This is a genomic window from Rothia sp. 27098_8_27 (assembly GCF_041432805.1).
GTDB classification, from domain to species: Bacteria; Actinomycetota; Actinomycetes; order Actinomycetales; family Micrococcaceae; genus Rothia; species Rothia mucilaginosa.
In genome coordinates this window covers 1-13,874 of the sequence record NZ_JAPWAJ010000004.1, presented here as the reverse complement: position 1 = coordinate 13,874, position 13,874 = coordinate 1, and the positions used below count along the sequence as shown (strand labels likewise).

The 13,874-nt window shown below is 57.3% G+C and carries 14 protein-coding genes; 9 read left to right on the top strand and 5 right to left on the bottom strand.

Annotated elements, in window-relative coordinates:
- Nucleotides 1-47: 47 nt before the first annotated feature.
- The 5 genes from trxA to O3675_RS05655 all read right to left on the bottom strand — a co-directional run bounded on the left by trxA (nucleotide 48) and on the right by O3675_RS05655 (nucleotide 5,329).
- A complete protein-coding gene (trxA, locus tag O3675_RS05675; protein ID WP_005504074.1) occupies nucleotides 48-374 on the bottom strand; it encodes a thioredoxin in 327 nt (108 codons plus the stop codon).
- A gap of 53 nt (nucleotides 375-427) precedes the next feature.
- The gene (trxB, locus tag O3675_RS05670) at nucleotides 428-1,462 is read right to left on the bottom strand and encodes a thioredoxin-disulfide reductase (protein WP_306524685.1); all 1,035 of its coding nucleotides are present in this window, start codon (nucleotides 1,460-1,462) and stop codon (nucleotides 428-430) included.
- Between the two features lie 246 nt (nucleotides 1,463-1,708).
- Nucleotides 1,709-2,899, bottom strand: a complete 1,191-nt coding sequence (locus tag O3675_RS05665; protein WP_371571474.1) for a serine/threonine protein kinase — start codon at nucleotides 2,897-2,899, stop codon at nucleotides 1,709-1,711.
- Between the two features lie 195 nt (nucleotides 2,900-3,094).
- Complete coding sequence (gene murJ / locus O3675_RS05660) at nucleotides 3,095-4,759, bottom strand: murein biosynthesis integral membrane protein MurJ (protein WP_371571472.1); 1,665 nt, start codon at nucleotides 4,757-4,759, stop codon at nucleotides 3,095-3,097.
- Nucleotides 4,760-4,825: 66 nt separating this feature from the next.
- Nucleotides 4,826-5,329, bottom strand: a complete 504-nt coding sequence (locus tag O3675_RS05655) for an NUDIX hydrolase (protein ID WP_005504058.1) — start codon at nucleotides 5,327-5,329, stop codon at nucleotides 4,826-4,828.
- 126 nt (nucleotides 5,330-5,455) lie between these two features.
- Here O3675_RS05655 and O3675_RS05650 point away from each other — a divergent pair, with 126 nt between their 5' ends.
- The 9 genes from O3675_RS05650 (at nucleotide 5,456) to dnaB (ending at nucleotide 13,678) form a co-directional block, all read left to right on the top strand.
- Nucleotides 5,456-6,880: a CCA tRNA nucleotidyltransferase gene (locus O3675_RS05650; protein ID WP_371571471.1), complete on the top strand. Its 1,425-nt coding sequence runs from the start codon at nucleotides 5,456-5,458 to the stop codon at nucleotides 6,878-6,880.
- A 190-nt stretch (nucleotides 6,881-7,070) separates the two neighbouring features.
- Nucleotides 7,071-7,376: a 30S ribosomal protein S6 gene (gene rpsF, locus O3675_RS05645; RefSeq protein ID WP_070819188.1), complete on the top strand. Its 306-nt coding sequence runs from the start codon at nucleotides 7,071-7,073 to the stop codon at nucleotides 7,374-7,376.
- A 94-nt stretch (nucleotides 7,377-7,470) separates the two neighbouring features.
- Nucleotides 7,471-8,100: a single-stranded DNA-binding protein gene (locus O3675_RS05640; protein WP_049338566.1), complete on the top strand. Its 630-nt coding sequence runs from the start codon at nucleotides 7,471-7,473 to the stop codon at nucleotides 8,098-8,100.
- Nucleotides 8,101-8,183: 83 nt separating this feature from the next.
- Nucleotides 8,184-8,420: a 30S ribosomal protein S18 gene (rpsR, locus tag O3675_RS05635; protein ID WP_004005948.1), complete on the top strand. Its 237-nt coding sequence runs from the start codon at nucleotides 8,184-8,186 to the stop codon at nucleotides 8,418-8,420.
- A gap of 20 nt (nucleotides 8,421-8,440) precedes the next feature.
- The gene (gene rplI / locus O3675_RS05630; RefSeq protein WP_005504050.1) at nucleotides 8,441-8,893 is read left to right on the top strand and encodes a 50S ribosomal protein L9; all 453 of its coding nucleotides are present in this window, start codon (nucleotides 8,441-8,443) and stop codon (nucleotides 8,891-8,893) included.
- Between the two features lie 228 nt (nucleotides 8,894-9,121).
- Nucleotides 9,122-9,427, top strand: coding sequence for a hypothetical protein (locus O3675_RS05625; RefSeq protein WP_044142258.1), 306 nt, complete (start codon nucleotides 9,122-9,124; stop codon nucleotides 9,425-9,427).
- A 642-nt stretch (nucleotides 9,428-10,069) separates the two neighbouring features.
- On the top strand, nucleotides 10,070-10,876 hold the full coding sequence (locus tag O3675_RS05620; RefSeq protein WP_005508028.1) for a class I SAM-dependent methyltransferase: 807 nt from the start codon (nucleotides 10,070-10,072) through the stop codon (nucleotides 10,874-10,876).
- A 324-nt stretch (nucleotides 10,877-11,200) separates the two neighbouring features.
- Entirely contained in the window at nucleotides 11,201-12,217 is a 1,017-nt protein-coding gene (locus O3675_RS05615; RefSeq protein WP_371571467.1) for a glycosyltransferase, read from the top strand.
- A 105-nt stretch (nucleotides 12,218-12,322) separates the two neighbouring features.
- Nucleotides 12,323-13,678, top strand: coding sequence for a replicative DNA helicase (dnaB, locus tag O3675_RS05610; protein ID WP_371571466.1), 1,356 nt, complete (start codon nucleotides 12,323-12,325; stop codon nucleotides 13,676-13,678).
- Nucleotides 13,679-13,874: the final 196 nt, after the last annotated feature.

The following is a 13,874-nucleotide window of genomic DNA, read 5'->3' as shown; positions in this document are numbered from 1 at the left end:
TTTCACGTGAAACATCACCGAGGGTTTTTCTCTAGCTGCTCGAAAGATTAGCCCAGGTGCTCGGAGAACTCGGCCAGCAGAGCGGGCTTCGTCTTAGCGCCTACGGTCTTCTTGACGACCTCGCCACCCTTGAAAAGGTAGATGGCGGGAATAGAGGTAATGCCGTACTTCATGGCGGTATCGCCATTTGCCTCAACATCTACCTTGACCACGTCGACCTGGCCTGCGTACTCGCCAGCGATCTCGTCAATCACGGGGCCAACCATGCGGCAGGGGCCGCACCATTCAGCCCAGAAGTCCACGATAACGGGCTTGTCGTTCTTCAGAACCAGTTCGTCAAAAGTGGCATCAGTTGCCTGCTGTGCACTGCTCACGGAGTGCTCCTTTCTGACACGGGGCGGATTCCCCTGCGAGTAATACGAATAGTTTAGAGGTTTTCGAGGTAGTGCTGCGCGTCCAGAGCGGCAACAGCACCGGAACCGGCAGCAATGATTGCCTGGCGGTAGGTCGGGTCAATCACGTCACCGGCAGCGAAAACGCCGGGAACGGAAGTCTTCGAGGAACGACCCTGAACCGCGATGGTGTGGTTCTCGGTAATCTCCAGCTGGTCACGTACCAGTTCCACACGAGGATCGGAGCCAATAGCGATGAACAGGCCCTGAACAGCCAGCTGACGCTCAGAACCGTCCTTGGTGTTGGTCAGGGTGATCGACTCGAGGTTGCTCTCGCCGTGAACGGCGGTGACAGCCGAGTCCCAGACAACCTCAATCTTCGGGTTGTTGAACACGCGGGTCTGCATGATTTCCGAAGCACGGAAAGAGTCGCGGCGGTGCACCAGGTACACCTTGGATGCGAAGGTCGTCAGGAACAGTGCCTCCTCCAGCGCGGAGTCGCCACCGCCGACCACTGCGATTTCCTTGTCCTTGAAGAAGAAGCCATCGCAGGTTGCGCACCAGGAGACGCCGTAACCGGAGAGTCGATCTTCGCCCTCGATGTGGAGCTTACGGACCTGAGAACCGGTGGTCATGATGACGGTCTTCGCCAGGTGAACGGCGCCGTCAGCGGTGTAGACCTTCTTCACGTCGCCGGTGAGTTCGACCTTTTCTACGTCCTGGTAGCGGATGTCAGTGCCGAAACGCTCAGCCTGCTGGCCGATGTTCTCCATCAGCTCGGGGCCCTGGATGCCCTGAATGAAGCCGGGGAAGTTCTCGACCTCGGTGGTGTTCATGAGGGAGCCGCCGGGTGCCAGGGAGCTGGCGAAGAGGACGGGCTTCAGCTCGGCGCGTGCCGCGTAGATTGCGGCGGTGTAGCCGGCGGGGCCGGAGCCCACAATAATGACGTTGTGGACGGTTGCATCGGTCTCAACCTCGGCAGCTGGTGCGGCTTTGGTGGCGGGTGCGGAGGCGAGGTTCAGATTGCCCAGGGCGGAGCCTCCGAAGAGGCCTCCCAGATTCTCAGTCATCGGATATATCTTTCCCTTGTAGGTCTTTCGTTCTGCCCCTATAACAGGGCTTTATCCTCGATTATTCCATTTTTGGGGGATCCTTATCCAGATACTGTGCGCACTGTGAATCTTTGAGTAGCGACCCTGCCATAAAGAGTCATAAATAGACATCAAAAAGGGCGGGGCTTCCGAACCGTTGAGTTCAGAAGCCCCGCCCTTGTGTCTGGGGTGTGAGCGCCCTGTCGACGTCGCGTTATGGGTTGATTAGTCCACCTTGATTTCGTTGATGCGCAGACCGTAACTCCAATTTCCAATCGGCAGGGAGAGGCGGGGCAGCTCGTTGACCACGATGATCACGTAGGCGCCCTTTTCTGCGCTCTGCTTGGAGGTGTCCAGGGTGACGACTGCATCCTTGCCTTCGAAGGTGCCCTTGCCGACCTCAACCGCACCGTCCAGGGATGCAGAGCTGTTGGTGTAGACGGTGAAGGAGCCGCCGGTGCCGGTGTTCTGCTGAATGGTCAGCTTGGAGACGACGGTGGGGGTCTGCAGCTTCAGTGCCAGGCCGAATTCCTTGATGGTGCCGGCGTAGTTGGCGGTGCCGAAGCCGTAGCTGATCCATGCGGTGTTGGCATTACCGTCGGTCAGGTTCGGGATGAGGGTGTCCATGTCGTTCATGAACGTGGGGTTCGAGGGCACGAAGCGAGCCACGGACGCGATCTTCGCCGGTGCGTTCGATGCCTTAGCGGTCGGGGATGCCGATGCGCTGGCGTTTGCCGCAGCCGATTCGGATGCCGACATAGAAGACTTGGGGGTGTGCGGTGCGGCTGCCTGGTTGGAGCCGATTGCGCCCAGGGAGGTGAGGATACCGCCTGCGACGATGACGAGTAGCAGGACTGCTGCCAGGGCGACTGCCCAGGTGCCGCGGCTGCCGTCTTCTTCGTCTTCGTCATCTTCGTAGATGCTGGTGGGTTCGGAGTATGCGGTGACGGCTGCGCCGTCGGATGCGTTCCAGTTCTTGGCTGCGGTGATGCTCTCCTGGTTGGTGCTGGAAGCAGAGACCTTCTCGTAGGTGTTGGGGGAGCTGCTGCTTTCGGAGTCGCCGAAGATTTCGGTGCCCAGCGCGTCTTCTGCGTTGGAGAGTGCGTGGTTTTCGACCAGCAGGGTGTCCAGCAGGGTGTCGGGGCGGGTGTGGGAGGTGACGAGGTAACGGCTGCCTTCGGGGGTGATGCCCAGGTCGAGGATCTGGATGTTGCCGCGTGCGTTGGCTGCGAGCGCGCGGGAGTTTGCTTCCAGCAGTGCGCTGCGGCTGGGCGATGCGACGACGACCGAGACCTTACGGTTGAGAATCTGGTCGGTGCCTTCAAGCACCATGTCGGATTCTGCCGTAATGATGATGTGTGCGGTGATCTCGTAGCGGCCTCCGAGGACCGATCCGACCGGAATCTGTTGCGACAACGTGTTCTCCCGAGGTGGTTTCATAGTGCCTGCCGTGTGGCGGGCCCTGACTATTAGATTCTACCCGGCATTGAAGGATGCTGGGGCTGAGTGATAGTTTGTGGCGTCCGGGTGGCTGCCTGCGTCCTTTGCGGGCCCCGGTGTGGGGTGAGGTGGGTGCACGGCAGCTACCCGGGTTGGGCGTTGTGTGCTGCTTTAGCGGCGTGCAAAACGCTCAAGTTTGGAAGTGAGGGGTGCCAGTAGTGCGTTGGCTTCCTTGACGCGGAAGATTTGTATACCGGCGAGGTATGCCAGGCCCATGACGGTGCCGCATACGGCGAGGGTGATGATTGCGGTGAGCTTGGATGCCCAGGCGAATCCGTCGAGCTGGTAGCCGCCGAGCAGCCAGAGTGCGATGGCTGCGATGCCGCCGGCGAAGAGGGATGCGAGGGTGGTGCGGGCGTAGGCGCTGACGATGCCGCGCTGGCCGTAGTAGCCGAGGCGGCGGCGGACCATGTGGTGGCTGATGAACAGGATCAGGATGTTGTGCACCGGGTAGATGAAGGCGAGCATGTACACGGTGTACTGTGCGTCGAGCAGGGATGCTGCGAAGCTCATGATGACCATGATGATGGCGGAGTACACCTGGATGCGGAAGGGGGTGCGTGCGTCTTCGCGGGCGTAGAGCACGCGGCTGTAGAGGTAGTTGATGGTGAGGGTGGGGGTGCCGAGCGCGGTGATGACGATGAGCTTGGCGATGATGGTTGCTGCGATGGGGTCGCCGCCGCTGAAGAGTACGGCGACGGGGCCTGCCAGTACCATGAGTGCGACCATGCAGAAGACGGTGGCTACGGCTGCGTTGCGCAGGCCGTGGGAGAGTGCGTAGATGACGCTGTCGCTGTCGTCGGCGATGGCGGAGGCGCTCATGCGGTTGAAGAGCACGGTGGCGATGGAGATGCCGATGACGCCGTGCGGGAGCATGTACAGCATGGAGGCGTAGTTGAGTGCCTGCAGGCCGGGGATTTGGATGCCGAGGGCGGCGTAGTGTTCGCGCTGGCCGACGATGCCGGCGGCGACCTTGGTCATGTAGAGGAACGCGAGGTTGGAGATGATGCCGGAGGCGAGGGTCCAGGCGGCGAGCTTGGAGGCTGCGCGCAGGCCGATGCCTCGCCATGCGAAGTCGGGCTTGAGGCGCAGACCGAGCTTGCGTAGGGGGATGAACAGGACGAGTGCCTGCATGATGACGCCGAAGGTGGAGGAGCCTGCGAGCACGAGGGTTTGTGCGTTGGTCCAGTTGTCTACGGTGTGAATCGGGTTGGGGTTGGGGGTTTGCGCGCCGAAGAGGAAGATGAACAGGATCAGCGACAGGATGGTGATGACGTTGTTGAGTACGGGCGACCACATGTAGGCGCCGAATGCGTCTTTGGCGTTGAGGACCTGTCCGATGACGGTGTAGAGGCCGTAGAAGAAGATTTGGGGTAGGCACCAGAGGGCGAAGATGAAGCCGAGCTGTCGTTGTTCGGGACTCCATCCTGAGCCCATGATGCTGATGATGGGCCAGGCGCAGGCGACGGTGATAAGGGTGATGAGGCCGATTGCGGTGACGGTGAGGGTGACGAGTTTGGAGATGTATCGTGCGCCGCCGTCTTGTGCTTTGGCCGCCTTGATGATTTGGGGTACGAGGACTGCGTTGAAGACGCCGCCTGCTACGAGGACGTAGATGAGGTTGGGTAGGGTGTTGGCGGTTTCGAAGACGTCGCCGACGGTTGAGAGTGAGCCGATGGCTACGGTGAGCAGGATGGTCTTGACGAATCCGAGGATGCGCGAGACGAGGGTGCCTGCTGCCATGATTGCGCTTGAGCGGGCGTCGTTACGTGCCACGTATGTCTCTCCTGTGTCGGCGGGTGATTGCTTCTTTTAGTTTTTGGGGCTCTATTTAACGGGTGTTTAGAGCTGGGTGGTGATGTATTCGCGCGCGCTACGGGCGATGTGTTGCTCGTTGGCGAATGAGAGGCGGGTGGGGAGCTCTTCGAGGGGGACCCATGCGACGTCGATTGCTTCGTGGTCGGGGTCGTTGTCGATGCTGAGTTCGCCGCCGGTTGCTGCGAAGAGGTAGTGGTGCACGGTTTTGTGGATGCGCGTGCCGTTGGAGGTGAACCAGTAGGCGATGGTGCCGAGGGAGGCTACGGGGTAGCCGGTGATTCCGGTTTCTTCGCTGATTTCGCGTTGTGCGGCTTCGACGGTGGTTTCGCCGTGTTCGATGTGGCCTTTGGGTAGGCACCATTCGCGTTGTCCGTTGCGGTTGATGCGGGCGATGATGGCTACGGGTAGCTGTTCGGGTCGGTCGAAGTCGATGATGAGCCCGCCTGCGGAGACTTCTTCGGGGGCGGGTACCGCTCGCGCGGGCGCGGTGAAGCGCGTTTTGGGGGCGCGGGGTACGGGAATGCTCATGGTTCTACCTTAACCGATAGGCTGAGGTTTTGGTGTCTCGGTTTGGGGTGAGATAGCTGTCTTTGGTGGGGTGTTGTGGGTGTGGGGTGGGCGCGTGGGTGGTTTTTCTGGCACGATTAAAGGATTATGTCGCTGATTATTGATGTTGTGTCGAAGTACCCGGATGCCGCCGAGCTGGGAGAACTGTACCGTGCGGCGGGTTTTGAGCTGTACTTGGTGGGCGGTATTGTCCGCGACAATCTGCTGGATGATGGCGGCCATTTCACTGATTTTGATTTGACGACGGATGCTACTCCGGAGCAGAGCGAGCAGATTCTGCGTGGGTGGGGTGAGCATACGTGGGATATCGGCAAGGAGTACGGCACGATTAGTGCGCGTAAGAATGGCGTGGTGTATGAGGTGACCACGTACCGTGCTGAGGTGTATGTTTCGGATTCGCGTAAGCCGACGGTGGAGTTCGGCACGGATTTGAGCGCCGATTTGGTGCGTCGTGATTTCACGATTAATGCGATGGCGGCGGCTTTGCCCAGTGGTGAGGTTGTTGACTTGTTTGGTGGCGTTGAGGATTTGCGTGCGGGTGTTTTGCGTACTCCGCGCTCGCCGGAGGAGTCTTTTTCTGAGGATCCGCTGCGTATGATGCGTGCGGCTCGTTTTGCTGCGCGTTTTAATCTTGAGGTTGCCCCGGAGGTTTTCGAGGCGATGCGTGAGATGGCTGGCCGTATTGAGATTATTTCGGCTGAGCGTGTGCGTGATGAGCTGGTGAAGCTGATTGAGTCGGATTATCCGCGGGTGGGTTTGAACCTGCTGGTGGATACGGGTCTGGCGGATTATGTGTTGCCGGAGCTTCCTGCGTTGCGTATGGAGATGGATCCGGCGCATCACCATAAGGATGTGTATGCGCATTCGTTGAAGGTGATGGAGCAGGCGATGGAGAAGGAGACGGACGAGGACGGCCCGTGCCCGGCTCCTGATTTTATTCTGCGTTTTGCGGCGTTGATGCACGATATTGGTAAGCCGAAGACTCGTAAGTTTGAGAAGGACGGCTCCGTCTCGTTCCTGCACCATGAGGTGGTGGGCGCGAAGATGGTGAAGAAGCGTATGCGTGCGCTGCGTTTTGATAATGACACGATTAAGGCTGTGGCTCGTCTGGTGGAGCTGCATATGCGGTTCTATGGTTACCGTGAGTCGGGTTGGACTGATTCTGCGGTGCGCCGTTATGTGCGTGATGCGGGCGATCAGTTGGAGCGTCTGCATCGTGTGTCGCGTTCTGATGTGACGACTCGTAATCGTCGTCTGTCGCGCTCGCTGGCTGAGGCGTATGACGATTTGGAGCGTCGTATTGCTGAGTTGGCTGCTCAGGAGGAGCTGGATTCGATCCGTCCGGATCTGGATGGCGGTCAGATTATGCAGATTCTTGGTATTGCGCCGGGCCCGGTGGTGGGTGAGGCGTATAAGTTCTTGTTGAATTTGCGTCTGGATGAGGGTTCGCTTCCTGAGGAGGAGGCGAAGGCTCGTCTGGTGCAGTGGTGGGAGCAGCGTCAGAAAGCGTAGCTTCTGCGGTTTTCGGTACCGCATCGCATGGTTGAGGTCACGCGGTGCGGTACTGTTCTATCTGCTTTTTCTCGTGTATTGTTAAGAAATCTATGCGTGTTCCCCACCCGGTGTGCTTCACGTGTAGAGCACAATGAATCTCCTGCTATGGAAATCCCATAGCCGTTTAGCCCAAAGGAGGGGTTTAATCATGCGTGCATATGAACTGATGGTTATCCTCAGCCCCGAGGTTGAGGACCGTGCGGTTGAGCCGTCGCTGTCCAAGTTCCTCGAGATCGTCACCAGCGAAGGCGGTTCTATCGACAACGTTGACATCTGGGGTCGTCGCCGCCTGGCATACGAGATCCAGAAGAAGTCTGAGGGTATCTACGCAGTGGTGAACTTCACCTCTACCCCTGAGACCGCAGCTGAGCTCGATCGTGTTCTGAACCTGAACGAGTCCGTCATGCGTACCAAGATCATCCGCCCGGAGGATCAGAAGATCTCCAGCAAGTAGTTGGTCTTTCCGGTCGGCTGACCCCCTAAAAATGTCAGGGGGTTGCGCTGTACTGGATTCAACATACTTGTAACTCTTATCGAGGAGGCATCAAATGGCAGGCGATACCGTTATTACCGTTATTGGTAATCTGACTGGCGACCCGGAGCTTCGTTACACCCCTGCGGGTGCGGCGGTTGCTAATTTCACGATCGCATCGACTCCGCGTACTTTTAACCGCCAGACGAACCAGTGGGAGGATGGGGAGACCCTGTTCCTGCGTGCGTCGGTGTGGCGTGGTTACGCTGAGAATGTTGCAGAGACTCTGAAGAAGGGTACTCAGGTTATCGCGCAGGGCCGTCTGAAGTCTCGCTCGTACGAGACCAAGGAAGGCGAGCGTCGTACTTCGTTTGAGCTTGAGGTCGAGGAGATTGGCCCGACTCTGCGTTTTGCTACTGCTCAGGTGACTCGCGCACAGCGTTCTGCCGGAGGTAATAACTTCGGTGGCGGTGCGCAGGGTGGCTTTGGCGGTGGCGCTGGGTACAACGCTGCTGCTCAGGGCGGTTTCTCCGCTCCTCAGCAGAACAATTTTGCTGCTCAGGGTAATGGTTACTCTGGCCAGTCTGGCTACTCCGCTCCGGCTGCTCCGGCGGCCCCTGCAGCTCCTGCTGCTGATCCGTGGAGTTCTCAGTCTGGTGGTAACTATGACTGGGGTAGCGGCGCCGACGACGAACCTCCGTTCTAAGCCGGTTTCGTTTTCCGAATAGTAATTTATCAATCCATCCCGCGGTTATCCGCCGCGGGCTCCCAACTCTAAGGAGCACCACGATGGCTAAGGCTGAAATCCGTAAGCCCAAACCCAAGCAGAACCCCCTCAAGGCTGCTGACGTCACCGTTATCGACTACAAGGACGTCGCACTTCTGCGCAAGTTCATCTCCGACCGCGGCAAGATCCGCGCTCGCCGCGTGACTGGCGTGACCGTTCAGGAGCAGCGCAAGATCGCTCAGGCTATTAAGAACGCCCGCGAAGTTGCACTGCTGCCCTACTCCGGCGCTGGCCGCTAAAGAGAAGGAGAGACAGTAACATGGCTAAGATCATTCTGACTCAGGAAGTTTCCGGCCTCGGTGCAGCTGGCGATGTTGTCACCGTTAAGGACGGTTACGCACGTAACTACCTGCTGCCCCGCGGCTTCGCCGTGACCTGGACCCAGGGTGGCGAGAAGCAGGTTGAGTCCATCCGCGCCGCTCGTGCGGCTCGTGCTAAGGCTTCTCTGGAAGAGGCTCAGGCAATTGCTGCGTCCCTGGCTGCTAAGCCGGTTGTCGTTGCACACAAGGCTGGCGCTGACGGCCGCCTGTTCGGTACCGTCAAGGCTGAGGCTATTGCTGAGGCTATTGAGGCTGCTGGCATTGGCTCCGTTGACAAGCGCACCATCCACCTGGGTTCCGCTATCAAGCGCACCGGTGAGTACAAGGTGACTGTCCGCCTGCACGCTGACGTTGTTGCTAACGTTGTCCTGGACGTCGTTGCTGCTGCGTAAGTAGATTTTTAGATATTTGACGCTGGTGCTTTGATGCTGCGGCGTTGAATGTTGGACGGGGTGTCCCTCTTCGTGAGGGGCACCCCGTTTGTTGTATTCGCTCCTGTACATGTTTCACGTGAAACATTATTTTTGGAAGCTGAGAATATGTGGTGTGCTACAGAAGGATTGGTGATTAGAACGGTTGCGACTGCGAAATACGCCAATTGACCCCGTAGACTGGTAGACATGGCTCGATCTTTTTCACGTTTGTCTTCTAGCGCGCAGCTTCTGTCCACGGGTGTGGTGTTGGAGTGCGTCAATTTGTTGCTGTGCGCTCTAGCGGTTATCCCATTTGCGGACGCTAATGTCGCTACTGCTCTTCTGCTTCTTTTGCTGGTGGTTGGCGGCCTTGCATCCAGTGTTGCGCTGGTGTGCGCGCTGGTGGGTCTGGTGAAGTTCCGTCAGTACCGCGTGGCTAATATTTGCTTGGCGGTTATTTCTGTAGTGGCTAACCCGTTGGTGCTGCTGGGGCTGTATATGGCGGCTTATTAGCCCGGTTTAGAGTCCGCAAACTGCACAATATCAAAGCTCTCAGGGTTCTGTTGGTTTTCTCCCAGCTTGTTTCCAGCGAAATTCAATCCTCCCATAAGGTTGGGGGTGTTTACTATAAGTGTTGGTTCGAGAGGACTGCGATGTGAATGTGTGTGTTTCGTGTAGCGGGGTCGCCCGCTAGCGAAAGAAGGATGGCAAGGCAAAAGCGCCTTGCCTTTCTTCTTTTAAAGCGACTTGTAGTTTCCGCGTGAAATCCGGGGTGCCGCACCCCGATTTTGAAGAAAATCTATTCCCAGCTTTCTTACAGCTTTAACCTACAGGGAATAAAGGTTTACGCGTAATACTTTATATAGATGGTTCGAGAGGACCATCAGAAAGTTGGACTTTCCTTGCGGAAGTGGCTCTGATTTTCGTATGTATGTGTGTGTGATGAGACTGGGGTTGGATCGAGAGGTCCAGCTCCAGTTTCTGTTTAATCTCTAGGTGTGCAGCAAAGGTGGCTGTAGTGGTGTTGCGGCATGCTGTAACAAAGGGCAACCACACTTCTATATAACGTCATATTTCCTTTCTTTGGGTGGCGGGTCTAGAATTAGGGAAGATAAATTTTGCATATTAAATACAAGTATTGAGGAGTTGTCTTCCGTGTCTAAGACCCCTTCCGTTCCCGGTACCGACCGCCCCGCCGACAAGGCGGCAGGTCACTGGCTGCTGGCTCAGCTGGGCAAGAAGGTTCTGCGCCCCGGTGGCCGCGAGACCACCAACTGGCTGCTGGCTCGTGCTCTGGGCGGCGACATTGACGTCGTGGAGTTTGCGCCGGGCCTGGGTATTACCGCCCTGGAGATTGTGAAGCGTTCCCCCAAGAGCTACACCGGTGTGGATCTTGATCCCAAGGCTGCTGAAATCGTAACCGAGCGTATTGGTGCATCGACTAAGCCGAACTACCGTGTGGTGAATGCTAGCGCTCAGGAGACCGGTCTGCCCTCGGAAAGCTACGACGCCGTGGTGGGCGAGGCGATGCTGACCATGCAGACCGATAAGCACAAGCTGGAGATTATGCGTGAGGCGGCTCGTCTGCTGCGTCCGGGCGGCTACTACGCTATTCACGAGATGTCGCTGGTTCCCGATTATCTGCGCCCCGAGCTGAAGGAAGAGATTCAGAAGGACCTGGCGCGCACTATCCGTGTGAATGCCCGCCCGCTGACTGTTGCCGAGTGGACTGCTCTGGCGGAAGAGGCTGGCTTTGAGGTGCTGGATGTGTACCAGACCGATATGGCTCTGTTGGAGCCGAAGCGTCTGCTGGCTGATGAGGGTCCCGCCGGCGTTGCGAAGATTGCGTTCAATCTGGCGCGTAAGCCGCAGATTCGTGAGCGTGTGCTGGGTATGCGCGGTGTGTTCCGCCGCCACGCGGACCACATTGGCGCTATCGGGCTGATTCTGCGTAAGAAGTAAGACAGAATCACACCGCAAAGCTTATACAGCGAAACGGAGCCCCAGTATTCCTCTCTATCCGAGGGAATACTGGGGCTCCGTTTTACACTGGTGAGGTTATGAGTCGCAGATTCGGCTCAGTCACGTGTGCGCCTGCCGGAGTTTGTTATGAGCCGTATTCTTTTCTCTCCCGAAAGCTTCAATATGGGTGAAACCACGCGCTGTATTGAGATAGCGCGTGTGGCTCGGGAGCGAGGTCATACGGTCTTGTTCCATGTGTATTCCCCTAAGTACTTGGGACTGCTGGAAAATACGGGGCTTCCTGTGCATCTTCGCGAGCCAATCATGAGCGATGCTGAGGCGGAGCAGATTATGGCGCTGGATCAGGGCAGGGGAGTCCGGCATCCTTTCACGACCGATATGGTGCGTCGGCGGGTCAATGCTGAGCTCGCGGCTATTCGTGACTTTAGCGCGGACGCTGTGGTGATTGGTTCTAACCTGACGATGCTGCTGTCTGCGCGTATTGCGGGTGTCCCTATTTTCTATGCGCGCCCGTACGCTTACTCGTCGACGTACTTTTCGAAGAAACCTGTAGACGGCGAGCTCGCGGCACCGGGGTGGTTGCGTGCGGTGGCGCGGGTGTTGTCGTATAAGCCGACTTCTTTTACTCGTGTGGCACGTGAGCATGGGCTGAGGCTTCCTCGCCGTACTGTTGATATGCTCAGTGCCGACGTGAATCTTATCTGTTCTCTGTTTATGCAGCTGCGCGGGGATTCTTTGGTGGAGCCTGATGTTGGTGTGGGTCCTATTTATTACCGTGCGCCCGGTGAGCTGCCGCAGATTGTTCGCGAACCCAGGGAGCGGCCACTGATTTACGTGGGAATGGGCTCATCCGGCTCCGCAGATATTTTGGTGCAGGTGCTGCAGCAGTTGTCAGCCGCTCCGGTGGATGTGCTGGTCGGCGGCGGGGTGCAGCTCTCGGATACCAGCATGCTGGGCAGCAATATCCATTTCGCTGGGACTGTTCCGGCGCATCTGCTTGCCGGCCATATTGATGCCTCGTTGACCCACGGCGGTGAGGGGACGGTACAGACGGCGTGCCTGGCGGGTGTGCCGTTTGCCGGTATTGCGATGCAGGCTGAGCAAAGCTGGAATATTGAGGAGTGCGTGCGCTACGGTAACGCCCTGCGCTTTACGAAGAATAATGTGCGCCGCGGCAATGTGCGCGATATTCTGGACCGTCTGCTCAGCGATGAGGGCATGCGCGCTAGGGCGCGGCAGCTGGGTGAGGCAATGCGCACTATGGATGGCGCGGCGCTCGCCGTTGAGAAGATTGAGGATTATCTCCGAGCTCCCCGTTAGGCGTGTATGGGTTTCGCATGTGCCTTCGTGAGAAACTAGCATAGGAGTTCTGCAGAAATTGTTTCTGGAACGTCGTAGATATCGGATTGAAACGCGAGGATAAGCATGTCTGAAACTGCCATTGATTATGGTTCCCGCACTATGCCCCATGATGATGTGGCTGAGCAGTCGGTGCTCGGTGGCATGCTGCTGTCGAAGGACGCTATTGCGGATGTGGTTGAGAGCCTGCGTGCGTCTGATTTCTATAAGCCGGCGCACGAGACGATTTATGAGGCGATTCTTTCTCTTTATGGTCACGGCAGCCCTGCGGATGCGATTACGGTTGCTGATGAGCTGAAGAAGCGCGGCGAGCTGACTCGTGTGGGCGGCGCGTCCTATATTCATACGCTGATTGCGTCGGTTCCGACTGCTGCTAACGCTCAGTATTACGCTGAGATTGTTAAGGAGCACGCGATTATGCGCCGCCTGATTGAGGCGGGTACGAAGATTGCTCAGCTGGGTTACGCCAATGAGACTGAGGTCGATACTTTGGTCGATCAGGCGCAGGCTGAGATTTATGCGGTGACTGATGGTAACGCGAAGGAAGATTATGTATCTTTCTCTGATGCGTTGGAGGAGACCATCAATGAGATTGATGCGAACTCGAACCGCCCCGATGGCGTGTACGGTGTGCCGACTGACTTTATTGAGTTTGATGAGCTGACCGGTGGTCTGCACGGTGGCCAGATGATTGTTATTGCGGCTCGTCCGGGTGTGGGTAAGTCGACTTTGGCTCTTGATATTGCTCGTTCTGCGTCTATTCATCATCAGATGACGACTGTGTTTTTCTCGCTGGAGATGAGTCGTACTGAGTTGGCGATGCGTATTCTCTCTGCGGAGGGCAAGATTCCGATGAGTGAGCTGAAGAAGGGTGACCTGGGTACTGAAGGCTGGACGAACCTGGCGAATCTGCAGGGCCGTATTGATTCTGCTCCTCTCTTTATTGATGATTCGCCGAATATGACTCTGATGGAGATTCGCGCGAAGTGCCGCCGCCTCAAGCAGCGTAATGATTTGAAGCTTGTGGTGCTGGATTATCTGCAGCTGATGAGTTCGGGTAAGAAGGTTGAGTCGCGTCAGCAGGAGGTTTCGGAGTTTTCGCGTAGCCTGAAGCTGTTGGCTAAGGAGCTGGATGTTCCGGTGATTGCGCTGTCGCAGCTGAACCGTGGTTCGGAGCAGCGTACTGATAAACGTCCGATGGTTTCGGATCTGCGTGAGTCGGGTTCTATTGAACAGGATGCGGATATGGTGATTCTGCTGCATCGTGAGGATATGTATAACCTGGATAGTCAACGTGTGGGTGAGGCGGACATGATTATTGCTAAGCACCGTGGTGGTCCGACTCGTACTATTCCGTTGGCGTTTAGCGGTAAGTACTCGCGCTTCAACAATATGGCGAATGAGGCGCCTCCCCAGTACTAACCCCGTACTCAACTAATTCAGTACTAAGCGTTTCAGCGCTCTATGTGCCCCTCTTCTTCTATTCCTTGCCGAACGGAAGGGGAGGGGCTTTCTGCATCTATCGGTGAGGTAGCGTGTGCTGGGAAGTAGGAATAGGGGCTGCTGAGAGGGCTCTAGAAGGCTTTCTGCGAGGGTTTGAGTGGTTTCTTCTGTGTTT

Excerpts from the sequence above, each read along its gene's own strand:
- O3675_RS05640 (WP_049338566.1), top strand. The coding sequence starts at position 7,471 with ATGGCAGGCGATACCGTTATTACCGTTATTGGTAATCTGACTGGCGAC.
- O3675_RS05655 (WP_005504058.1), bottom strand. The coding sequence starts at position 5,329 with ATGAGCATTCCCGTACCCCGCGCCCCCAAAACGCGCTTCACCGCGCCC.
- rplI (WP_005504050.1), top strand. The coding sequence starts at position 8,441 with ATGGCTAAGATCATTCTGACTCAGGAAGTTTCCGGCCTCGGTGCAGCT.
- trxB (WP_306524685.1), bottom strand. The coding sequence starts at position 1,462 with ATGACTGAGAATCTGGGAGGCCTCTTCGGAGGCTCCGCCCTGGGCAAT.
- O3675_RS05615 (WP_371571467.1), top strand. The coding sequence starts at position 11,201 with ATGAGCGATGCTGAGGCGGAGCAGATTATGGCGCTGGATCAGGGCAGG.
- O3675_RS05650 (WP_371571471.1), top strand. The coding sequence starts at position 5,456 with ATGTCGCTGATTATTGATGTTGTGTCGAAGTACCCGGATGCCGCCGAG.
- rpsF (WP_070819188.1), top strand. The coding sequence starts at position 7,071 with ATGCGTGCATATGAACTGATGGTTATCCTCAGCCCCGAGGTTGAGGAC.
- O3675_RS05625 (WP_044142258.1), top strand. The coding sequence starts at position 9,122 with ATGGCTCGATCTTTTTCACGTTTGTCTTCTAGCGCGCAGCTTCTGTCC.
- dnaB (WP_371571466.1), top strand. The coding sequence starts at position 12,323 with ATGTCTGAAACTGCCATTGATTATGGTTCCCGCACTATGCCCCATGAT.
- rpsR (WP_004005948.1), top strand. The coding sequence starts at position 8,184 with ATGGCTAAGGCTGAAATCCGTAAGCCCAAACCCAAGCAGAACCCCCTC.